The following is a 21,285-nucleotide window of genomic DNA, read 5'->3' as shown; positions in this document are numbered from 1 at the left end:
CGCCCTCCTCTTCTTCAGCCTTTTCATCACCGGGAAGAACATAGTCGGAGCCTTCCCACGGGCTGAGAAAATCAAATGTCCGCATATCCTGCGGCAATTCCACGGGCTCATAGACCACGCGCTTTTCCTCTTCAGAATAACGCAGTTCGGTATAGCCGGTCATCGGGAAGTCCTTGCGGAAAGGATGCCCTTCGAAACCATAATCGGTCAAAATGCGGCGCAGGTCTTTGTTGCCTGCGAAGGTAACGCCGTACATGTCGAACACTTCGCGTTCCAACCAGCCCGCATTTGGCCACAGCGTCGTCACCGTGGGAACAGGTGTGTTTTCATCGGTAGAGCACTTCACCATAATGCGGTGATTTTTCGTGAGCGATAGCAGCATGTAAACGCATTCAAACCGCTCGGCGCGATCCGGATAGTCTGCCCCGGCGATTTCCATCAATTGCTGATACTTGTGATCCTCACGGAGCGTTTTCAGCACCGTCTCAATGTCATCGCGGCGCACCGTGAAGATGCATTCGCCATGCTTCTCTTGTGCGGACAGCAGCGACGCGCTGATACTCTCGCTAAGCTCAGCTATTACGCCATCATTGGTGGCGAATTTCGGGGCGGAGTGAACAACAGACATATTCAGCGCTCAATCGTGCCAACGCGGCGGATTTTCCGCTGCAATTGCATCACGCCGTAAAGAAGCGCTTCTGCTGTTGGAGGGCATCCGGGTACATAAATGTCCACGGGTACAATCCGGTCACAGCCGCGAACGACGCTGTAGGAATAGTGATAATAGCCACCGCCATTGGCGCAGGAACCCATGCTGATCACATATTTCGGATCAGACATCTGATCATAAACCTTGCGCAATGCAGGGGCCATTTTGTTACAGAGCGTGCCCGCAACAATCATCAGATCAGACTGGCGCGGCGACGCGCGCGGTGCGGCACCAAACCGCTCCATGTCATAGCGCGGCATATTGGCGTGGATCATCTCCACAGCGCAGCATGCAAGGCCGAAAGTCATCCACCACAGAGAACCCGTGCGCGCCCATTGGAAGACGTCTTCGGTAGATGTAACAAGGAAACCCTTGTCGTTCACTTCGGTCTGGAGCGCGTTGAAATAGTCCGCGTCCGGCTGCTTGATCTCGCCGCCCTTTGCGGTCGGCATCATCATAGCCGCTTCACTCGCGCTAATCGGCACGGTTGGCGGAGTGATGATCGTATTGTTTGAAGAGCCTGTCATTCCCAGTCCAGCGCCCCTTTCTTCCATTCGTAAGCAAGGCCGACTGCGAGGATGAACAGAAATGTCATCATGCCGATCCATCCGACCCATTGGGTCTCACCCAGGCTGACAGCCCAAGGGAAAAGGAAAGCGGCTTCGAGGTCGAAGATGATAAAGCTGATCGCGACCAGATAGAAACGCACGTCAAATTGACTGCGCGCGTCTTCAAAAGCCGGAAATCCGCATTCATATTCGCTGAGCTTTTCGGCATCCGGGTTGTGAGAGCCGGTAAGGCGCGAAACGCCCATCGGCAGAAACACGAATAGCACCGACAATCCAAAGGCGATGAAGATGAATATCAGTATCGGCAGATACTGGCTCAGGTCGATCACAGCGTTGTCCAAAGTTGCGTTATTCCTAGCGCGTGCCTCTAGGCGTGTCGCAAGCCCCATGCAAGGGCGCGACTCGGGCAAAACTCGGGATATTTGTTGCGTAAAAGCGAACGGTAGCATGGCTGACGCGATCTCTTAGTAATACCGCCCGGTACGCCAGATTACCGTTGCTTCGGCACCCTGCCCTCGCAGCCAGAGCTTGGATAGATTGTTCGTCGTATATTTTACTGATTATTCATAGCCTTATACTAAATCAACTTCGATTTGGAAAAAGGGTAAGGGTTTAATGTTCGGACGAAAAGGTATCAAACCAGAGCCAAAACCTATTGCAACGCTGGCCGATGCCAACGAGGCTCAGGGCTTCATAGCCACGGCCGAACATGCGCACGCAGCGGGGGAATTATTCTTCGAGCTTTGCTATCAACAAATGGCACAGAATGGCGATTCCGTTGGCATCGAAAACTTCATCGGACTGCTAGCATCCGCCGGTGGCGTAACGTGCATCGCGACATCTCTGATTGAGTGGGACTTTGTCAGAATGCACCCGCACAGCGGTGATCCTGTCCTCGAACAAGTTGTCGGCGGCAAAACCTTTTATTGTGGCGATCTTCCGACCCGATATCTCTATGAAAGCGAACTTTCGCTACTCAATGTCGCGTTACAATATGCCATGAAGCATGGTGCACCGATCCGGCATGATTTCCTTCACGAGCCCATCGGCCGTGCAATGGAAAGCGTGGGCACGCCGCATTTCGGTATTCCGCGACTTACCGCAGAACAAACGCCCGACGCCTCACCATTGGAATTGGCAAAAGTCGCTTGGCCTCAGGCAGAGCACACTTTCGATAGCGCGAAGCTCGCCCTCGAATACCGGCCTGCAGCTATGGGCTTTGCGATTGGCAAAGCCATTGACACTGCTGCGGGCACACTTGATCCACTACCATTGGCACAGATCGCTGTGGAACATGCCGTGCCGATGTCAATGGTCGATCCCGCACAGTTTTGGGATGATCTGCAAACGCTGAAAGCGAACGCAGCCTAGGTTTTGCCTGCTTTAGAGTTGTCCCTATTTCATCATGGTAGCAGCCGCTTTTTCGGTTGCTTTGCCATAAGGTGGCTTGAACCCGCCAAGTTTCGCGATGTCGATCTTTGGTTGGTGATAGACGGCGCGAGCATGGCTGAATTCTCGGAAGCCCTCAATCGCGTGATAGCTCCCCATCCCTGATGGCCCCACCCCGCCGAATGGCAGGTCTTCCATTGAGACATGGAAGATCACGTCATTGGTCGTGACACCGCCTGAGATCGTGCGGGTCAGCACGCGCTCCTGCTCGGCCTTGTCATCACCGAAATAATACAGACCCAGCGGGCGATCATGCTCATTCACATAATCCACAGCTTGATCGACGGCCTTGTACGTTTTGACTGGCAAAACGGGTCCGAATATCTCTTCCTGCATCACTTTCATCTCGTCGGTGACGTTCTTGATGATGTTCAGCGGCATTTTGCGCTGGTTAGCGTTGGCGAAGTCTTCGTTGCCGGGATTGACCTCGATCACCTCTGCGCCCTGCTCGCGGGCATCTTCGACCAAGCCTTGAAGGCGCTCAAAATGTCGGTCCGAAACGATTGACGCGTAGTCGTCATTTTCAAGCAACGTCGGATAGAGATTCGCGACACCTTTCGACACACCTGCGACGGCCTCATCCTGCTTGTCTTCGGGCACATACATATAGTCCGGAGACAGGCAGATTTGCCCAGCATTCATCATTTTGCCGAGCGCAATGCGTTCGCCTGCTTTCTCAAAGTCGGCACTGCGGCCCATGATAACAGGCGATTTTCCGCCAAGCTCCAAAGTAACCGGAACGAGGTTTTTCGCTGCGGCCTGCATTACCAATCGACCAGTCGGGGTCGAACCTGTGAAAACCAGATGATCGAATTGCAGTTCAGTGAAAGCGGCGGCCACTTCCGGCCCGCCTGTCACAACTGCCACTTCATCAGGTGTGAAATACTCTTCGACCAATTCAGCCATGAGGAGGCTCGTCCGCTCGGTAAATTCGCTAGGCTTAATCATCGCACGGTTACCCGCAGCCAGCACCTGCATCAGAGGTGAAAAGGCGAGGTTGACCGGGAAATTCCACGGACTGAGAATGCCGATCACGCCCTTCGGTTCGTAACGAACTTCCGCTTTTGCGCCCAGCAGCCCGAGCGGAAATTGAACCGGGCGTTTCTCTGCCTTGGCCCATTTGTCCATGTTCTTCAGCGCGTGCTTGCCCGCGCCCACAGTGCCCGCAATATCGGTGAGCATGGATTGCTCCATTGCGCGGTTGCCGAAATCGGCACTCATAGTTTTGCAGAAATCTTCGGCGTGCTCTTTCAGAAGCGCCATGGCTCGCTTGATGCGATCCTTGCGCATCGCCATTGATTCCGGGCGCGACGCGGTGAACGCGTCCCGCTGGCGTTTGAGAAGGGCTTCTTGTTCTGTGCGACGATCATCGGCCATTTGTCTCTCCCAGAGATTATCCGTTTCGTTTTGCCATCTGGTTGGCGGAAACTGCTCTTCCTTGCAAGCGATCGCATTGAGATTGCACTTGCCGCAGTGCAGCATTACATCGCGGTCAGCACCCCGTTTCAAGGAGCCGTTTGCATGCCCCAGTTTTCCGAAGCCGATCCCATCGTCATCCTGTCATATGCCCGCACCCCAATGGGCGGCATGCAAGGCGCTCTGTCCGACGTGTCTGCCACTGATCTCGGCGCGACTGCCGTAAGAGCAGCGGTTGAGCGCTCCGGTATTGCTGGCGATGACTTTGATCGGGCTTATATGGGCTGCGTGCTTCCCGCAGGCCTCGGTCAGGCCCCGGCCCGTCAAGCTGTGATCAAGGGCGGCCTGCCAAAATCTGTTCAAGCGACGACTGTGAACAAGGTTTGCGGCTCTGGTATGCAAACTGTGATTATGGGCGCAGAAGCCCTCGCCAGCGGAACAACGGATGTTGTTCTTGCGGGCGGTATGGAGAGCATGACCAACGCGCCGTATCTCCTGAAAAAGCATCGTTCCGGCGCGCGTATCGGTCATGACACAACTTATGATCACATGTTCTTGGACGGCCTCGAAGATGCCTACGAAGAAGGCCGCGCAATGGGTACTTTCGCGCAGGATACTGCCAACGAATATCAGCTAACCCGCGAAGAGCAGGATGAATACTCCATCGAATCGCTCCGCCGCGCCAACGCCGCGATTGAAAGCGGCGCGTTTGATGGTGAAGTTGTTCCGGTGACATTCGCGACGCGCAAAGGCGAAGTGACCGTCGATAAAGACGAACAGCCGGGCCGCGGTCGGCCCGACAAAATCCCGACCTTGCGCGCAGCCTTCGCCAAAGACGGCACGATTACAGCCGCGACCTCCAGTTCGATTTCGGACGGAGCAGCGGCTGTTGTGCTCACCCGGGAAAGCGTGGCTGCTGAAAAAGGCGCCGCGCCTGTCGCGAAGATTGTCGCCATGGCCGCGCATGCTCGCGAACCAAAGGACTTCACTGTGGCTCCTGTTGGCGCGATTGAGAAAGTCCTGAAGAACGCTGGATGGAGCGTTAAAGACGTCGAGCTTTGGGAAGTGAACGAGGCATTTGCATGCGTATCGATGTTTGCAATGCGGGACATCGGCATACCGCATGACAAAATCAACGTGAACGGCGGCGCTACTGCGCTTGGTCACCCCATCGGAGCTTCTGGCACCCGCATCATTGTTACGCTGCTGAACGCGCTTAAATCGCAGGGCAAGACAAAGGGTGTTGCGAGCCTCTGTATCGGCGGTGGCGAAGCCACTGCCGTGGCTGTCGAACTGATCTAATAGAGCGCGGGGCGAGCTCTAGGGCTCGCCCTCGCCCCAGATGCGGTCGGCAGGCACCCAACCAATTCGGCCGGACGCGTCAATTTCGCACCAATTTGCGCTGCAGTCGAGAAGCTTGGCAACGACACCTGCTTCTGCTTTCCATCTGAGCATACTGCCTGCATCAGGCTCTGCTCTTATATCTACAAGGCCGTCCCCGGTAACGAGGACGCCACGCGTCAGCACGAGCTGGCTGGATGCGATCCATCCTCGCCCACCTTTGGGATCCTCCACGAGGCGCCAACCGTCGCGCGTCCGAACCACTTTTACCGGCATGCCTTTACGGCGGTAAATCCAGTCAATCTTGTATTCCTGACTGGGACCCACCCGCATGCGAACTTCATCGTACCGAAGCGAAGCCCAATAGGGCACTTCACGGTTCTGCGCTTGGGCAGAGGCTGTAACCGTGAAGACCGCCAAGACGGCTCCAATAGCGGCAAGGAGAATAGGTCGAAGAGCATCCATATCGCTGACTATTACTCGCAACGCCTCACGCATCAAGCGCGATCGAACAAACAGATTTCCACCATTGTTTGTGACCTAGTGCTAGCGCGTCTTGACCGCCCTGCCCCCGACACCTTAGCCCAATGCTATGGCCGCAACGCACACACCGCCGCAGTTCCCTTCTGGCAAACCCAAAGTGGTTGTCACCCGGCAATTGATGCCCAGTGTGGAAGCGCGGATGAGCGAACTTTACGAAGCACGGCTCAACAAAGAAGACATCCCGATGGGCCGCGATGCCATTGCTGAAGCCGTAAAGGACTGCGACGTCTTGGTGCCCACCGTTACCGACAAAATCGACGCTGAGGTGATTGAGGCTGCTGGAGAACGCTTAAAACTCATCGCGAACTTTGGGGCAGGTACGGAGCATATCGACCTCGTCGCGGCCGCAGAACGCAAGATCATCGTTACAAACACACCCGGCGTTTTCACAGACGACACCGCAGACATTGCGATGGCAGGTATTATTGGTGTTCCGCGCAGAATTCGCGAAGGAACCGCGTTGGTACGGAAAGGCGAATGGACCGGTTGGGCTCCTTCAGGCCTTCTGGGCCGAAAGCTTGGCGGAAAGACGCTCGGCATTGTGGGAATGGGCCGTATTGGTCAGGCTGTTGCCCACCGAGCACGCGCGTTCGGCCTTGAAGTTGTCTATCACAGTCGCAAGCCTATCCCGGCTGCCCTAGAGCAGATGCTCGGCGTTAGATACGTAAGCGAAATCGACGCGCTGCTTGCAGAAGCAGACATACTCACGCTGCATTGTCCGCTCACCAATGACACTCGCGGCATGATCGACGGTCGCCGCATTGGTCTGATGAAGGACGGAGCAAGCATCATCAACACGGCGCGAGGCGAGTTGATCGATCAGGAAGCTCTGATCGAAGCGCTCTATGCAGGCAAATTGGCGGGTGCTGGTCTTGATGTATATCCAGACGAACCAAACGTGGACGAGCGGTTGCTCAAGCACCCCAATGTTATGACGCTGCCTCATATCGGCAGCGCGACAGCAGAAGGCCGCGAAGCATCCGGTGACAGAGTTATCGCGAACATCCGCTTTTGGGCCGATGGTCACAGACCGCCTGACCAAGTCCTCACCGCATTGATCGGATAGATATTGATGGTTGCAGATCCCACTGTTTTGACGTCACCGGACACAGGCGACACCGCATGGGTATTGGCGAGTTCGGCGCTCGTCCTGCTGATGACCCTGCCCGGCCTTGCACTGTTTTACAGCGGACTCGTTCGTGCGAAAAACGTGCTCTCCGTTCTGCTTCAATGCGGCGCGATTGCAGCGCTCGCTTCAATTTTGTGGGTCATCGTTGGCTACACCCTCGCCTTTGGCCAAGTTACCAACGGATGGATCGGTGCCGGCAACGCTGTGATGCTGAGGGATCTTGGTTCTTTGCGTCCCGGAACGGCGATCCCGGAAAGCAGTTTCGCACTCTTCCAAATGACCTTTGCGGTGATTGCTCCCGCGCTGATGGTTGGCGCTTGGGTTGAACGCGCACGTTTTTCCTGGGTACTTAGCTTTAGCGCGCTATGGCTTCTGATTGTCTATGCACCAACGGCCCATTGGCTTTGGGGTGGAGGCTGGCTTGCAAGCCAGTTCGGAACGCTCGATTTCGCTGGAGGCCTTGTGGTGCATACGACCGCAGGTGTCTCTGCAATTGTTGTGGCCCTGTTGCTTGGCGCACGGGAAGGCTTCCCGCAAAAACTCGTTTTGCCACACGCGCCCGTGCTGACGATGATCGGTACGGCCCTATTATGGGTGGGTTGGTTCGGCTTTAACGGCGGCTCTGCCCTTGGGGCGAATGACAACGCTGCGAGTGCGATTATCTCCACTCATATCGCGGCAAGCGCTGCTGCTCTCACCTGGCTTCTTTGCGAGAAAATGAGTTTCGGAAAGCCCACCAGCATCGGTTGGGCCACAGGCGCTATCGCTGGATTGGCTGCGATTACTCCCGCTGCGGTCTTCGTTTCACCGGGAGCCGCAATCGCCATCGGCGCGATAAGTGCTGTCGTTTGTTATGGAGCGATTCAACAGGTCAAGAACCGCTGGCAAATTGATGACAGCCTTGATGTCTTTGCCGTCCACGGAGTTGGCGGTATCGTTGGAACTCTCTTATTGGCCGTTTTCATTTCGCCTGATCTTGGCGGAACCGGCTATTTCGGTGAGATGACGATGACAAGCCAACTGAGCGCTCAGGCTATTGGTATCGGTGCAGTCGCTCTTTGGAGCGCGGTAGGCACCGCAATAATTGCTCTGATGGTTTCAATCGTTTTTCCGCTTCGCGTCGAGGAGGAAGACGAGCAAGACGGGCTCGACCTCGCAAACCATGGCGAACGCGGTTGGGACCTCGATTAATTATCTAAGTAAGGCGAGGCAGGCTCTTTAAAGGTTCTCGAACTGGGGCATGCCCAAAACGTGGAATCCGCCATCGACGTGGATGATTTCCCCAGTTGTGTAAGCTCCCGCATCGCTGCACAAATACACCGCCGTGCCACCGACCGCTTCAAGCGTAGCATTGCTGCGCATTGGCGAATTGGCATCTGTGTGCCTGTAAGTGCTCCGCGCACCTCCAATAGCGGACATAGCGAGGGTTTTCATCGGCCCAGGGCTGATCGTATTCACACGAATACCCTCTGGGCCGAGGTCATCAGCCAGATAACGCACCGCCGATTCCAGCGCTGCCTTGGCAACGCCCATCACATTGTAATTCGGCGTCACGCGGGTTGAACCCATATAGCTGAGCGTCAGGATTGTGCCGCCATTTTCGACCATCATCGGATGCGCGCGGCGCGTCACCTCGATCAGGCTATAAGCGGAAATATCCATGCAATTCTTGAAATTATTACGCGACGTATCGAGAAAGCGCCCGGACAGCTCCGACTTGTCGGAATACGCGATAGCATGAACCACAAAATCAAGGGTGTCCCACCGCTCCTGCAAGGCGGCAAAGGCCGCATCAAGCGACGCGTCATCGGTCACATCGACATCAAGCATGATATCCGAACCAACGCTTTGCGCGAGCGGCTCCAAGCGCTTTCCAAACCCTTCTCCCTGATAGGTGAAGGCCAGCTCTGCGCCAGTATCGGCGCAGGCCTTGGCAATGCCCCAGGCGATCGAGCGATCATTCGCGACGCCCATCACAAGTCCGCGTTTTCCTGCAAGGACGCCCATACCTATGTCACCTCATCTATTGGCCGTTGATCCTGCGCGAAATCTTTATCCGTGAAATTTCGACATAAGCATGGAACCGTTTGTGCCGCCAAAGCCGAAGCTGTTGGTCATAACCGTATCAAGGCCGGCATTCTCAACCAGCTGTGTGGCGATCTCTTCAGGTTTGAGTGCGGGATCGAGGGTTTCGACATTGATCGACGGGATGATAAAATCATGCTCCAGTGCGAGCAGGCAATAGATCGCCTCTTGCGCGCCGGTGGCCCCTTGGCTGTGACCCGTCATCGACTTGGTTGAGCTGACCGGCGGAGTGGAACCTTCGCCGAATACACGGCGAACCGCCTCAATCTCGCCAACATCACCAACCGGCGTCGATGTGCCATGCGCGTTGATATAGCTAACTTTGCGGTCTTCGTTGAGGTTCTTGATAGCGCCGCGCATCGCGCGTTCGCCGCCCTCACCCGACGGCGCAACCATATCCGCACCATCAGAAGTCGCGCAGAAGCCAGTGACTTCAGCGTAAATCTTAGCACCGCGAGCTTGTGCGTGTTCGAGGCTTTCCAGCACGACCATCGCGCCCCCACCGCCGATCACAAAGCCGTCGCGGTCTGCGTCGAAGGCGCGGGAGGCGCGCTCTGGCGTGTCGTTATACTTGCTCGACATCGCGCCCATGGCGTCAAACAGGCAGGACAAGGTCCAATCCAGTTCCTCACCGCCGCCGCCAAACATGACGTCCTGTTGGCCAAGCGCAATCTGCTGCGCCGCCATACCGATGCAATGCAGCGATGTTGAGCACGCTGAAGTGATGGAGAAATTCATGCCCTTGATTTGATAGGCCGTCGCGAGGTTCGCGCTAACCGTAGAGGACATGGTCTTAGGTACAGCGAACGGCCCAATGCGTTTCGTCGAACCATTCTTGAGCACAGTCTGATGCGCCATAAGCATGGCAGAGGTAGACGGTCCGCCCGATCCAGCGATCACACCGGTCATCGGGTTGATAACGTCTTTCTCTTCCAGCCCAGCATCGGCAATCGCCTGACCCATGGCAATATGCGCATAGGCGGCGCCCGGCCCCATAAAGCGCAAAGTGCGCTTGTCGACGTGCTCTTTCACATCGAGATCGACTGACCCCGCGATCTGAGAGCGAAAGCCGTGTTCGGCCATGTCTTCGTTAAAGCTGATGCCGGATTTTCCCGCTTTCAGCGAGGCCAGAACTTCTGCTTGATTGGTGCCAATCGAGGAGACAATCCCCAGTCCGGTAATGACGACGCGACGCATGATCTTCCCCTAATCGTCTCTGGGCCTTAGGCCTCTGAGAGCGCAACTTTCATATCTTTAACTTGGTAGATGACCTCTCCATCGGCCTCCACCCGGCCATCGGCAACGCCCATGGTTAGACGCCGTGATTGCATCGCTTTGGTGAAATCCACGAAATAGGTCAGCTTTTTGCGGTCAGGCCGCACCATGCCAGTGAGCTTCACCTCACCAACGCCCAGAGCGTAACCGCGGCCTTGCCATCCGCGCCACCCAAGGTTGAAGCCGGTCAGCTGCCACAGACCATCGAGGCCAAGGCAGCCGGGCATGATCGGGTTGCCAGGAAAATGGCAGTCGAAGAACCAAAGGTCGGGCTTGATATCAAATTCGGCCACCACATGGCCCTTGCCATGCTCCCCGCCATCGCCGGAAATGTCAGTGATCCGGTCCATCATCAGCATCGGAGGTTCTGGCAATTGCGCATTGCCGGGTCCGAATAACTCACCTCGCGCACATTTGAGCAGATCGTCACGGTCAAAACTGGTTGGGAAATCTGTCATCGGCGTATGTACGCTCCACCTGTTGATACTGAATTCTCGCTCGCGCCTAGCATCCCGCATTCGCGAGGAAAAGAGCGCGCGGCTTTGATAAAGAAAGCTGACAGCAAGGGACGGACGCAATCAAAAGAAATGCTGCCTAAGACCGATGAGCATGCATCACGCCCATCGCGCACAATCGCGCAAAACCCCTTGAACAATTATTAGCTCCCCTGCGCGCAATCTGTGCACGTCGTTTGGCAGGCCACATAGAGCTGCGATGGCATTAGTGCAATGTCAGACCGGACAGCCAACGCCGCGTATCACCCGTTGCTACACGCCTTGATATCAGACGGGTCCGTACGGGCCTCGCTACGTTCAAAACGGGCAAAATAGCCGCGAATGTCAGGCCGTTCGATAAATTCGACCAGGCTGTATCCGACCGCATCAAACTCGCAGAACAGCAGTTTGGGTGGGATACCGTGACGGTCAGTGGGCCGATCAACATCGACAACTATGATTTGGCCATCAGCAGCCATCGCCGGCCACAACCGCCACAAGAAAGCATATGGTTCAGTGACTTCGTGATACATATGGACCAGAAAGATGCGATCAAAACTGTCCACCGGCAATTGCGGATCGTCGGGCTTGCCAAGCTTGATCGAAATGTTCTCTAAGCGCTCTTTTTCCACGCGGCGACCAAGTCGCTGGAGCGCTTCTCTGCTGATGTCCTGCGCGAGGACGCGGCCGTCTTCGCCAACTCGCTGTGCCAGTCGAACCGTATAATACCCTTCGCCTGCACCAATATCGGCAACTGTTGTGCCTTCTTCTATATTGGCGAGGTCCATGACGACTTGAGCTTCATTGCGCTCGTCACGGGCGTCCTCATTCGAGAACTGGTTTGAGATGATTTCCGCAACTGGGCGGTCAGGCAGTGGAAATTCCAGCGCGGTTTCGGGGCGGTTCGATTGGTCGATCGTCGGCTCACAGGCGACGAGAGCCGGCGCAAAGACGGTCAATGCAATCGCCGCAAAACGCATCACTCAACATCCTCGATTTCAACGGTCTCCCCGGTCACCCGTTGAGCCAATGCTGCCGAAATAAATTCGTCGATTTCACCATCAAGAACCTTATCTGGCGAACTTGAGGTAACGCCTGTGCGCAAGTCCTTGACCATCTGATACGGTTGCAACACGTAGGAGCGGATTTGGTGGCCCCAACCAATGTCGCTCTTTTCCTGATATTCTCCGGAAGCGACAGCCTCACGCTCGGCCATTTCACGTTCGAACAGACGCGCCTTGAGCATATTCATCGCAGTAGCGCGGTTTTTATGCTGACTGCGATCATTCTGACTGGCCACAACAATACCTGTTGGTTGGTGCGTAATACGGACCGCAGAGTCGGTCGTGTTAACATGCTGACCGCCTGCACCAGAAGCACGATACGTGTCGATCTTCAAATCCGAAGGATCAATTTCGATCTCGATATCATCGTCGATGACGGGATAAACCCAAACACTTGAAAAGCTCGTGTGACGTTTCGCCGCGCTATCATACGGACTGATACGAACGAGGCGGTGAACGCCACTTTCCGTCTTGGAATACCCATAGGCGCCATCGCCCTTGATCAGCAGTGTCGCAGACTTGATTCCGGCCTGATCACCGGCCTGATATTCAACCGTTTCGATCTTGAACCCGCGACGCTCGGCCCAGCGGCCATACATCCGGAAGAGCATTTCAGCCCAGTCCTGACTTTCCGTTCCGCCAGCACCCGCATGTATTTCCAGATAGGTGTCGTTGGGGTCCGCTTCACCAGACAAAAGAGCTTGAACTTTGTCAGCATCAGCACGATCAGCGAGCCGCTGTAGGCTTTTCAAACCGTCATTCACGATGCTTTCTTCACCCTCGGCATCACCCATTTCGATGAATTCGATGGCATCGCCCATTTCCGCTGAGATTTCGCGGACGGTATTGATGGCAGTTTCGAGCGTTTTTTGCTCACGGCTAATGGCCTGCGCCTCTTTCGGATTGTCCCAAAGAGTCGGATCCTGCACGCGCGCGTCCAGCTCATCGAGCCGACGCAAAGCGCGACCCCAATCGAGCGATTGACGAACCAGATCCAGCGCAGCTTCGATCCGGTCAATATTGGCTTGGGCCTCGGCCCGCATAAGCTATCCTTCAAACAGGTTATCTCGGCCATCGCTTAACGCCGAAGGTTCAATTGTAAAGCATCGGACGCCTGCCCGCATGCCTTCCTATGACTAGTAAATGCCGCCTTGGTCCTCGACAAAGTCCTCTGGCTGGCCATCGCTGCTTTCAACGCTCTGCCCGCCATTCCGGCTAGCGCGGATAAGGGCGAGAATTTCATCGCGTTTGGCTGCGATTTCATCCTGACGGGTTGAACGCTCTGGCTCCGAATCCGGCTTAAACGCTTCCCAGATTACGTCAGATTTCGCTCCTCCGGTTGGCCATCTGTCAAACACGCGTTTGCCCGTCCTTCGGTCGACACGGACCATCCGAACGCCCGCAGGGGCAATCGCGGGAAGGTCACTCCATCTATCACGTGATTTCTGGATCAGATCCTTGATAATAGGCGCGACAATTGTGCCGCCCTGCGCGTAGCCGCCCATATTTCTTGGGCGGTCAAACCCGACATACGCACCGGCAATCATTTGCTGGGTTCCTCCTACGAACCAGACATCTTTAGGGCCAGTCGTAGTGCCTGTTTTACCAAAGAGCGGCAGGCCAAGGGTATTCAGAACAGTCGCGGTCCCGCGGTCTACTACCCCTTCAAGCATGTGCATTGTTTGGAAAGCGGTGCGGGCGTCCATAACCTGGCGACCCTTCATCCCAAACCGGGGCATGGGATTGCCATCCCATTCGGCCATATTGCAGCCGTTGCAGTTCCGATCATCGGCACGCCAGATGACCTTGCCGCGGCGGTCTTGTACATAATCGATAACGGTCGGGTTATTCAGACGGCCATGATTGGCGAGCGCGGAATAGGCATTCACCATGCGCATCACAGTCGTTTCTTCAGACCCGAGTGCGGTCGCGGCATAAGGGTCCGCTTCACCGATGCCGACAGCTTCAATCGTGTCGACGACGTTTTCCATCCCGGCTTGCATGCCGATTTGGACAGTCATGATGTTCTGCGATTGCTCAAGACCATAGCGCATCGGGAATTGACCGGCCCGCCCGCCGCGGATGCATTTCTCGCCAAGCCGGTTGCCCTGATAATAGCAGAAACGCGTATTATCGATCTCGGTTGATGGGGTCATGCCATTGTCGAGCCCTGTGGCGTAGACGAATGGTTTGATGGTTGAACCCGGCTGTCGCATCGCCTGAGTTGCCCGATTGAAATCGGACAGGCGGTGATCAAACCCTCCCTGCATTGCGATGATGCGGCCCGTTTGCGGGTTCTGAACCACCAATCCGCCTTGAGCCGAAGGCAGCGATGCAAGCCTGAAGCCAGAGCCTTGCGGCCGCACCACGATAACATCGCCCGCTTTCAACGCATTTGGCAAACCGGACAATGCGCCTTCTTCGCCATTAGCGAAGCCAACGGTTGCGCTACTGCCGCTGCGCTGCGTGACGACACCCACGCGCCAATCTTCATACCTGATCGAAAGATATGAACTGGCAAGCTGCCCCGCCCAATTGCCTTCGCTGACATCGATTGTCGCGACTGGCCCGCTCCAGCCCCGGCGACCATGATACCGGACGAGACCGGTGCGAAGGGCATCGCGTGCGGCATCTTGGATCTCTGGGTCGAGCGAGGTCCGCACCCAAAGTCCGCCAGCATAAACACTATTGTCGCCTTGCTCAGCGTTCTCGCCGAACTGATCGATCAATTGACGCCGCACTTCTTCAAGAAAATAGCCTGCGTCTGCCGAACGCTGGGTCCGCTGGGTGGCTAGTCCGAGTGGCTGGCTGGCCGCCTGCTGACGCTCTGCCGCAGAAATGTAGCCGTTTTCTTCCATCTGGGTGAGGACGAAATCGCGGCGGGCAAGAGCAGCCTCTTCTTGTCCTCTGCGCCCATAGCGTTCCGGGGCTTTAGGAAGGATCGCGAGAAAGGCCATTTCGTGCAGATCAAGATCGCCGACATCTTTATCGAAATAGGCTCGTGATGCGGCCTGAACGCCAAAGCTGCGGCGCCCCAAAGGAATCTCATTGAGATAAAGCTCTAAGATTTCTTCCTTGCTCAAAACGTCTTCGATACGGCTCGCAAGAATCATCTCTTTCAACTTGCGAGTTACCGAATACTCATCGCCCAGCAACAAAATTTTGGCGAGTTGTTGCGTGATTGTCGAGCCGCCAACCGCGCGATCACCGGATCCGTACTTTGTGGCGTAGTCAAACACAGCGTTTGCGGTACCGGTTACATCGACACCGCCGTGGCTAAAGAATGTCTTATCTTCTGCGGAAAGATAAGCGCCAACCAACCGTTCAGGGAAATCGGGAAACTGTAACTGGACGCGCCGTTCGCGGGCATAGGAGTGAACAATCTCTCCGTCCGCACCCCGTACGACTGTGGGCAGCGGAGTTTCGTAGTCGAGCAAGCTATCAGCCTCTGGCAGGTCGCTGGCGAGCCATACAAATATCGCGACCCACAGAACCATACCCAAACCGATCAGAAGTGCGGCGATCTTGAACAGCCAACTGCTCCGCCACTTCTGCCCAAACCATGCCATTGCCCCGCCGAGATCGCGGTTCAGACGGTAGCGGAAGTAGTCGAGCGTGGAGGCTGGGGCTGTTTCAGTCATCGTTCTGAAGCGGTTAGCACGACTTCGCTCGCAGATTCTAGCGGCTTTGCGAGAGTTGTGCGCATGCGCCGCTTAGCGTGGCTATTGTGCCATCAGCATGTTTAGTCTTGGCTGCGACGGGCGAAGTAAACTCGGATCGCTTGAGCAAGAACTTCAGCATACTGCGCGCGGCCCTCCTCAGTCGTGAGGCGGGCTCGGTCATCTTCATTCGTCACGAATCCGCTCTCGAACAATACGGCCGGGACATCAGGGGCTCTTAAGACAGCCAATGCAGCCGACCTGCGAGCCGAAGGGTGGAAGCGTAGTTTACCTTCGCTTTCACGTACGATCAGCGAGGCAAAATCGGCGGCATCGTCTTGGGTCCGCGCCTGTGAGAGCTCCACCAGAATCGCGCTAACCTCTTCGCTCTGTCCGTCAATTTCCAAGCCGTTTACCCGATCAGCGTTGTTTTCACGCGCTGCGAAACGGGCTGCGGCTTCGCTCGATGCCTCGTTTGAAAGTGTGTAAATACTGGCGCCGGAGACATCACTGGCCTCCCCTGCCGAATCGGCGTGGATGGAAATGAACAGGTCCGCTTCGAGCTGGCGTGCGATTTCCGGGCGATCGGCCAGCGGCACGATACTGTCGTCATCTCGGGTCATAGCGACCCTAACGCTACCGCTTTCAAGCAAAGCGTCGCGTAACGCGAGACTTACAGCCAGAACGACATCTTTTTCATTCACTCCGCCGCTCACAGAGCCAGGGTCACGCCCGCCATGTCCGGCATCAATTACAACCAAAGGGCGGTCTAAATCGTTTGGTCCAGCAATATCGGGCAATTCGATCTGCGAGCCCTCTGGAGTAATCAAAAAGCTCAACACATAGCCGCGGCCCCACTCAGGAACCGGAATTTTCATGCCAAGCGCCATGGCCCCGCCAAACAGCAAGGCAGGGACAGCTATGATAAGGATCAGGAGTGCTCGAATGCTCATTGCTCATGATGCTTAGGATGTTGCGCGATAAAAGCGCAATAGAGTTGCGAGACGCAACCCACGGTGCTAGCACCTTACCTACCGAAACGGTGGGGTCCCGAATGTTTATTAAGCATTTGACGCCTATGGTTTCTTCCGAATGGACACTTCGCCGGCGAAAAGCGCTAGCGGTGTCCACACAACAGGTTGATGTAGTGACGAGACGCCCCTCCTCGCAGATAGATTCTCAGCGCCCCTCTGGCGTTGTTGAATATGCGAGCCGGAGCGCGGTAGATTTCCGCAAATCGATCACGGCAGACACGAATATCGCAGGCTCCTCGGTAACACGGCGAGATGCGAAGACACCCAATGGCGCGGCATTACCGCGCTTGATTTCATCACATAATACACGCCCCCTGCGCGAGCCATTGGCTGCGCGTGGCCGCGGCGTTTGGAGACAATTTAATGGCAACGCGCATGCTAATCGATGCGCGCCACTCGGAAGAAACCCGGGTGGCGGTGCTCAAAGGAAACCGGATTGAGGAATTCGATTTCGAATCTGCTGAACACAAGCAGATCAAAGGCAATATTTATCTAGCGAAAGTTACCCGGGTCGAACCGTCTCTTCAGGCGGCATTTGTCGACTTCGGCGGGAATCGCCACGGCTTCCTCGCCTTCAACGAAATCCATCCGGATTATTATCAAATCCCGTCGGAAGATCGTCAGGCCCTACTCGATGAAGAGGCTGAGGCTGCTGAAGAAGAAGCCCGCCTGCGCGACGAGGAAGAAGAAGACGGAATCACGCCCGGCGATGAGTATGACGCCGAGGACGAGAGTGCAGAAGCTCTGGCAGAAGACCTCGCCGAAGACGGCCTTGAGGAAATCGACACATCCGAAAAAGACAAAGTCGCAACCATCGAAGACGGCACATCTGACGAAGACGATTCCGATGATGAAGACGACGATGATGATAGCGAGCAAGAAGAAGCAGAAGACGATTCTTCCGAAGATGAGAAGCCACGCCGTGGTCGCGGCCGTGGGCGCGGACGCCGCCGTCAGGGCAAAGGCGGACGTGGCGGTAACAACAAAGGCCGTAGCCGCGCAAAGCAAGTCGATGAAGTTCGTGCAAAACGCATGGCACTGCGTCGTCGTTACAAAATTCAGGACGTGATCCAGCGCCGTCAGGTTGTTTTGGTTCAAGTCGTCAAAGAAGAGCGCGGCAACAAAGGCGCAGCTCTGACCACATATTTGAGCCTCGCTGGCCGTTATACGGTTCTGATGCCAAACAGCTCGCATGGCGGCGGCATCAGTCGCAAGATCAGCTCTTCAAGCGATCGCAAACGCTTGAAGCAAGTCGTCAACGATCTTTCCCTGCCAAAAACCATGGGGCTTATCGTTCGTACTGCTGGCCTCAGCCGCACGAAGACCGAAATCAAACGCGATTTCGATTATCTCGCTCGCCTGTGGGACGATATCCGGCAAAAGACATTGTCTTCGACCGCGCCAAGTCTCGTCCATTCGGACAGCGATCTGATCAAGCGCGCGATTCGGGACATCTACAATCGCGAGATCGAAGAAGTGATCGTCGAGGGCGAGGAAGGATATAAACTCGCCAAGGGCTTTATGAAAATGCTCATGCCGAGCCACGCACGGCGGGTGAAAGCATATTCCGATCCGGTACCGATGTTCCAACGTTATGGCGCAGAGGATCAACTCCGCGCGATGTATGATCCGATGGTTCAGCTAAAATCGGGCGGCTATCTGATTATCAACCCGACAGAGGCACTGGTCTCAATCGACATCAACTCGGGCCGTTCGACGAAAGAACACGGCATCGAGCAAACCGCGCTTCACACCAACCTAGAAGCTGCACGCGAGATCGCACGTCAGCTGCGCCTGCGGGATATGGCGGGCTTGGTCGTGATCGACTTCATCGACATGGAATACAATTCCAATGTCCGCAAAGTCGAAAAGGCGATGAAAGAAGCGCTGAAGAACGACCGCGCCCGCATTCAGGTTGGCCGTATTTCCGGCTTTGGCCTGATGGAAATGAGCCGCCAGCGTCTGCGCACAGGCGTTCTCGAAGCAACGACGCGCGAATGCCCGCACTGCGATGGCACCGGCCTTGTCCGCACAGCGTCATCCGCCGGTCTTTCTGCACTCCGTCTGATCGAAGACGAAGCCGCAAAGGGCAAAGGGACGATCATCAAGCTTGGTGCCAGCACCGAAGCTGCTGTTTATATGCTCAATGAAAAGCGCAGCGAGCTCGTTGAAATTGAACAACGTTACGGCGTTACCGTCGAAGTTTCTCCTGAGGGCGAAGACGAAGGCGCAAAGATGTCCGTTTCAAGCGCCGGCCCTCGCCCAACCGAAGCACCGAAATTCGAACCCATTATCGACGAAGATGATGATGACGATATTCCGGAAGAGATCGAAACCGACGAAGACGATGACGGCCACAAAAAGAAACGCCGCCGCCGTCGTGGTGGACGTGGTCGCGGCAAGAAACGTCACGACAACGAAGGCGAAAGCCCGGAAGAAAGCTCCGACGAAAGCACCCGGAATAACGACGATGATGACAGCGATGGCGAAGACAAGCCAAAGCGTCGCCGCCGCCGTGGTGGTCGCGGGCGTCGGAGAAAATCGGACGATGCTGCAATAGAGAACGGTGCGGAAAATCTCGAAGAGGTTTCTGAACAAGTCAAAGAAGACATGACCGTTGTTGCTGGCCCAGATGATGCTCCGGAAACAGCCGCTGCAATGGCTGACGAAGAAGCACCTGCCGAGAAGCCCAAGCGCAAACGTGCTCCGCGTAAGAAAAAGGTAGAGGAACCGGCTGAAGCCGCAACCGAGACCGAGGCCAAGGAAGATGCTCCTGCAGAGGAGGCACCTGCCGAAAAGCCAAAGCGCAAGCGCGCCCCGCGTAAGAAGAAGGTCGAAGAGCCTGCTTCAGACGCGCCGAGCGAAGAGGCACCTGCGGAAGAAAAGCCAGCTAAGAAGCCTGCTGCCAAACGCAAGCCTGCGGCCAAGAAAGCGGCAGAGGCTCCGGCTGAAACCGAAGAAGCCAGTGGCAGCAAAAAGCGCGGTTGGTGGCAACGCACTTTCGGAGAGTAGAAGCGTATTAGCGAGCCGGGCGGTCGATCAGACCCCCGGCTTGCGCGCTACTCCCCATTCATTCCATCCGGCGAATCTGGGCGCTTTGGGCAGATAGCCCTGCCCCATTGGCTCCACCTCAAATCCTGCGCCGCGGAACGCCGATCCAATAGGTCGTGTCAGGTGGCATCCCCCTGCCATGCGTTTCCAAACGGGTTCAATCCGGTTCTGCCATGTCGCAACGCCGGCATCCGGTGCGCGTCCGTGCTCCAGGAATAACGCCTGGCCGCCAGGCCGCAGGATGCGGCGGAGCTCACTGAGCACCCGCGTCGGATCCTGGACCGAACACAGTGTGAATGTGCACACGACGCTGTCGAAAAAGCGATCGGGGAATGGAATTGATTCGCCAATCCCTTGCCGAATATCGGCAGGCCAGCCCTTCTCTTGCGCTGCGGCTTTTGCGCCATCGAGCAATCCCTCATGCGGATCAATCCCGGCATAGCTGTTGATCGCTAGCGCATTGTAGAATTGCTGATTGATCCCGCCGCCGCAGCCCAGTTCGAAAACATCGCCTCTTGCTAGCGGCACCAACTCCGCCCGGCGTTTCATCACCTGACCCTGGCTACAAGCGCACGTGACAAGACGCGGCATAATGTGCGCGTCATACCATTGACCAAATCCCACGCGCGCTCTCCTTCACGTTGCAAGAACAGTGAGTGTAGCGAGGTTTTATCGAAGGGAAATAGGCTTCCTGACCGACCGTTAAAATCGGTAGGGTTCAAGCAGGGACCACTTCGCCCTTAAAATCGAAAACCTTCCCGCTGTCTGCTGGCGTCAATTCCGCAAGCACAGTCAATAGATTGACTGCTGCATCGGATGGCTCTGTCAGTTGGCCATCGGGGAGATTGGACTGAAATGGTTCTGACAATGCGCTGTCGACAGTCCCTGGATGCAAGCCCGCGATGATACCTTGCTTATGCGTGCGGCCAATTTCTAACGCGAAATTCTTGAGCAGCATGTTCAGCGCCGCTTTCGAAGCCCGGTACGAATGCCAACCGCCCAACCCGTTATCGCTGATCGACCCGACCCGAGCGCTTAGAGCCGCGAAAACAAAACGGTCGTTGCGCCGCATAAGAGGCAGCATGTGCTTTGCAATGATAGCCGGGCCGATAGTGTTTAGCGCGAGGACGCGGCTCATTGTATCCGCGTCGAGCCGCTTATAGGTGCGTTCTGGTCCCCTTCCATCCGGCAAGGTGAGCAATCCGGTGGCCACAATCACGCAATCCGGCGGCCTCGCTTTCATTTTGTCTGCGGCCGCTTTGATCGACGACTCATCTTCGAGGTCAAACTGGAAAGTATCGAAGCCGGGTCCCGCAGGCTCAATACCGCCGCGAGAGCCGCAATAGACGGTTTCACAGCCCCCTTTGGCCAGAGCTGTGCAAAGCGCCCGGCCAATCCCTCCGGTACTGCCAAAAATCGCTGCGGTGTGCGGCCATGCTCTTGTTGCTTTCATACCCCTTAGAATCC

General features: G+C 56.0%; 18 protein-coding genes and 1 pseudogene. 5 read left to right on the top strand and 14 right to left on the bottom strand.

Going from position 1 to position 21,285, the window contains the following annotated elements; genetic code table 11:
* Positions 1 to 16 precede the first annotated feature (16 nt).
* From MWU39_RS06310 to MWU39_RS06300, 3 genes and pseudogenes are all read right to left on the bottom strand, one after another.
* Positions 17 to 628: pseudogene (locus MWU39_RS06310) on the bottom strand (NADH-quinone oxidoreductase subunit C); the annotation flags it as partial.
* 2 nt (positions 629 to 630) lie between these two features.
* Positions 631 to 1,167: an NADH-quinone oxidoreductase subunit B gene (locus MWU39_RS06305; protein ID WP_247160321.1), complete on the bottom strand. Its 537-nt coding sequence runs from the start codon at positions 1,165 to 1,167 to the stop codon at positions 631 to 633.
* 65 nt (positions 1,168 to 1,232) lie between these two features.
* A complete protein-coding gene (locus tag MWU39_RS06300) occupies positions 1,233 to 1,607 on the bottom strand; it encodes an NADH-quinone oxidoreductase subunit A (protein ID WP_142789129.1) in 375 nt (124 codons plus the stop codon).
* Between the two features lie 286 nt (positions 1,608 to 1,893).
* Here MWU39_RS06300 and MWU39_RS06295 point away from each other — a divergent pair, with 286 nt between their 5' ends.
* Positions 1,894 to 2,649 (top strand): hypothetical protein, encoded by a 756-nt coding sequence (locus tag MWU39_RS06295; protein WP_247159166.1) that lies wholly within the window; start codon positions 1,894 to 1,896, stop codon positions 2,647 to 2,649.
* A gap of 24 nt (positions 2,650 to 2,673) precedes the next feature.
* Here the strand turns inward: MWU39_RS06295 and MWU39_RS06290 are convergent, their stop codons facing one another.
* Positions 2,674 to 4,104 (bottom strand): coniferyl aldehyde dehydrogenase, encoded by a 1,431-nt coding sequence (locus tag MWU39_RS06290; RefSeq protein WP_247159165.1) that lies wholly within the window; start codon positions 4,102 to 4,104, stop codon positions 2,674 to 2,676.
* 144 nt (positions 4,105 to 4,248) lie between these two features.
* On the opposite strand from MWU39_RS06290, the gene MWU39_RS06285 reads away from it, so the two are divergent.
* A complete protein-coding gene (locus tag MWU39_RS06285) occupies positions 4,249 to 5,445 on the top strand; it encodes an acetyl-CoA C-acyltransferase (protein ID WP_247159164.1) in 1,197 nt (398 codons plus the stop codon).
* Between the two features lie 18 nt (positions 5,446 to 5,463).
* On the opposite strand, the gene MWU39_RS06280 is transcribed toward MWU39_RS06285, so the two are convergent.
* On the bottom strand, positions 5,464 to 5,949 hold the full coding sequence (locus MWU39_RS06280) for an SH3 domain-containing protein (RefSeq protein WP_247159163.1): 486 nt from the start codon (positions 5,947 to 5,949) through the stop codon (positions 5,464 to 5,466).
* Positions 5,950 to 6,076: 127 nt separating this feature from the next.
* On the opposite strand from MWU39_RS06280, the gene MWU39_RS06275 reads away from it, so the two are divergent.
* Entirely contained in the window at positions 6,077 to 7,093 is a 1,017-nt protein-coding gene (locus MWU39_RS06275) for a D-glycerate dehydrogenase (protein WP_247159162.1), read from the top strand.
* A 6-nt stretch (positions 7,094 to 7,099) separates the two neighbouring features.
* Entirely contained in the window at positions 7,100 to 8,347 is a 1,248-nt protein-coding gene (locus tag MWU39_RS06270) for an ammonium transporter (protein WP_247159161.1), read from the top strand.
* 27 nt (positions 8,348 to 8,374) lie between these two features.
* Here MWU39_RS06270 and MWU39_RS06265 read toward each other — a convergent pair whose 3' ends face one another.
* The 7 genes from MWU39_RS06265 to MWU39_RS06235 form a co-directional block, all read right to left on the bottom strand.
* Positions 8,375 to 9,163: an enoyl-ACP reductase gene (locus tag MWU39_RS06265; protein WP_247159160.1), complete on the bottom strand. Its 789-nt coding sequence runs from the start codon at positions 9,161 to 9,163 to the stop codon at positions 8,375 to 8,377.
* 45 nt (positions 9,164 to 9,208) lie between these two features.
* Positions 9,209 to 10,438: a beta-ketoacyl-ACP synthase II gene (locus tag MWU39_RS06260; RefSeq protein WP_247159159.1), complete on the bottom strand. Its 1,230-nt coding sequence runs from the start codon at positions 10,436 to 10,438 to the stop codon at positions 9,209 to 9,211.
* A 26-nt stretch (positions 10,439 to 10,464) separates the two neighbouring features.
* Positions 10,465 to 10,974: a bifunctional 3-hydroxydecanoyl-ACP dehydratase/trans-2-decenoyl-ACP isomerase gene (fabA, locus tag MWU39_RS06255; RefSeq protein WP_247159158.1), complete on the bottom strand. Its 510-nt coding sequence runs from the start codon at positions 10,972 to 10,974 to the stop codon at positions 10,465 to 10,467.
* A gap of 299 nt (positions 10,975 to 11,273) precedes the next feature.
* A complete protein-coding gene (locus MWU39_RS06250; RefSeq protein ID WP_247160320.1) occupies positions 11,274 to 11,990 on the bottom strand; it encodes a class I SAM-dependent methyltransferase in 717 nt (238 codons plus the stop codon).
* Positions 11,990 to 13,117, bottom strand: a complete 1,128-nt coding sequence (gene prfB, locus MWU39_RS06245) for a peptide chain release factor 2 (protein ID WP_247159157.1) — start codon at positions 13,115 to 13,117, stop codon at positions 11,990 to 11,992. The genes MWU39_RS06250 and prfB overlap by 1 nt, the downstream gene beginning before the upstream one ends.
* Positions 13,118 to 13,210: 93 nt before the next feature.
* Positions 13,211 to 15,715, bottom strand: coding sequence for a transglycosylase domain-containing protein (locus MWU39_RS06240; protein ID WP_247159156.1), 2,505 nt, complete (start codon positions 15,713 to 15,715; stop codon positions 13,211 to 13,213).
* A gap of 101 nt (positions 15,716 to 15,816) precedes the next feature.
* Positions 15,817 to 16,686, bottom strand: a complete 870-nt coding sequence (locus tag MWU39_RS06235) for an N-acetylmuramoyl-L-alanine amidase (protein WP_247159155.1) — start codon at positions 16,684 to 16,686, stop codon at positions 15,817 to 15,819.
* A 444-nt stretch (positions 16,687 to 17,130) separates the two neighbouring features.
* Between MWU39_RS06235 and MWU39_RS06230 the strand changes: the two genes are divergently transcribed.
* Positions 17,131 to 19,779, top strand: coding sequence for a ribonuclease E/G (locus tag MWU39_RS06230; RefSeq protein WP_247159154.1), 2,649 nt, complete (start codon positions 17,131 to 17,133; stop codon positions 19,777 to 19,779).
* A gap of 27 nt (positions 19,780 to 19,806) precedes the next feature.
* On the opposite strand, the gene MWU39_RS06225 is transcribed toward MWU39_RS06230, so the two are convergent.
* Positions 19,807 to 20,442 carry a class I SAM-dependent methyltransferase gene (locus MWU39_RS06225; RefSeq protein WP_247159153.1) on the bottom strand — a complete coding sequence of 212 codons (636 nt, stop codon included), beginning with the start codon at positions 20,440 to 20,442 and terminating at the stop codon, positions 19,807 to 19,809.
* A gap of 94 nt (positions 20,443 to 20,536) precedes the next feature.
* Complete coding sequence (locus MWU39_RS06220) at positions 20,537 to 21,271, bottom strand: SDR family NAD(P)-dependent oxidoreductase (protein ID WP_247159152.1); 735 nt, start codon at positions 21,269 to 21,271, stop codon at positions 20,537 to 20,539.
* Positions 21,272 to 21,285 lie beyond the last annotated feature (14 nt).

Source organism: Erythrobacter sp. F6033 (assembly GCF_023016005.1).
Taxonomy (GTDB): Bacteria; Pseudomonadota; Alphaproteobacteria; order Sphingomonadales; family Sphingomonadaceae; genus Erythrobacter.
The sequence above is the reverse complement of the archived record's forward strand: the minus strand, read 5'-3'. Positions and strand labels throughout refer to the sequence as shown.

What these genes read in the sequence shown, in the direction of transcription:
- MWU39_RS06230 (WP_247159154.1), top strand. Translation starts at nt 17,131, where the DNA reads ATGGCAACGCGCATGCTAATCGATGCGCGCCACTCGGAAGAAACCCGG.
- MWU39_RS06220 (WP_247159152.1), bottom strand. Translation starts at nt 21,271, where the DNA reads ATGAAAGCAACAAGAGCATGGCCGCACACCGCAGCGATTTTTGGCAGT.
- MWU39_RS06240 (WP_247159156.1), bottom strand. Translation starts at nt 15,715, where the DNA reads ATGACTGAAACAGCCCCAGCCTCCACGCTCGACTACTTCCGCTACCGT.
- MWU39_RS06265 (WP_247159160.1), bottom strand. Translation starts at nt 9,163, where the DNA reads ATGGGCGTCCTTGCAGGAAAACGCGGACTTGTGATGGGCGTCGCGAAT.
- MWU39_RS06270 (WP_247159161.1), top strand. Translation starts at nt 7,100, where the DNA reads ATGGTTGCAGATCCCACTGTTTTGACGTCACCGGACACAGGCGACACC.
- MWU39_RS06280 (WP_247159163.1), bottom strand. Translation starts at nt 5,949, where the DNA reads ATGGATGCTCTTCGACCTATTCTCCTTGCCGCTATTGGAGCCGTCTTG.
- MWU39_RS06235 (WP_247159155.1), bottom strand. Translation starts at nt 16,686, where the DNA reads ATGAGCATTCGAGCACTCCTGATCCTTATCATAGCTGTCCCTGCCTTG.
- MWU39_RS06260 (WP_247159159.1), bottom strand. Translation starts at nt 10,438, where the DNA reads ATGCGTCGCGTCGTCATTACCGGACTGGGGATTGTCTCCTCGATTGGC.
- MWU39_RS06290 (WP_247159165.1), bottom strand. Translation starts at nt 4,104, where the DNA reads ATGGCCGATGATCGTCGCACAGAACAAGAAGCCCTTCTCAAACGCCAG.
- MWU39_RS06295 (WP_247159166.1), top strand. Translation starts at nt 1,894, where the DNA reads ATGTTCGGACGAAAAGGTATCAAACCAGAGCCAAAACCTATTGCAACG.
- MWU39_RS06250 (WP_247160320.1), bottom strand. Translation starts at nt 11,990, where the DNA reads ATGCGTTTTGCGGCGATTGCATTGACCGTCTTTGCGCCGGCTCTCGTC.
- MWU39_RS06275 (WP_247159162.1), top strand. Translation starts at nt 6,077, where the DNA reads ATGGCCGCAACGCACACACCGCCGCAGTTCCCTTCTGGCAAACCCAAA.
- MWU39_RS06305 (WP_247160321.1), bottom strand. Translation starts at nt 1,167, where the DNA reads ATGATGATGCCGACCGCAAAGGGCGGCGAGATCAAGCAGCCGGACGCG.
- MWU39_RS06285 (WP_247159164.1), top strand. Translation starts at nt 4,249, where the DNA reads ATGCCCCAGTTTTCCGAAGCCGATCCCATCGTCATCCTGTCATATGCC.
- prfB (WP_247159157.1), bottom strand. Translation starts at nt 13,117, where the DNA reads ATGCGGGCCGAGGCCCAAGCCAATATTGACCGGATCGAAGCTGCGCTG.
- fabA (WP_247159158.1), bottom strand. Translation starts at nt 10,974, where the DNA reads ATGACAGATTTCCCAACCAGTTTTGACCGTGACGATCTGCTCAAATGT.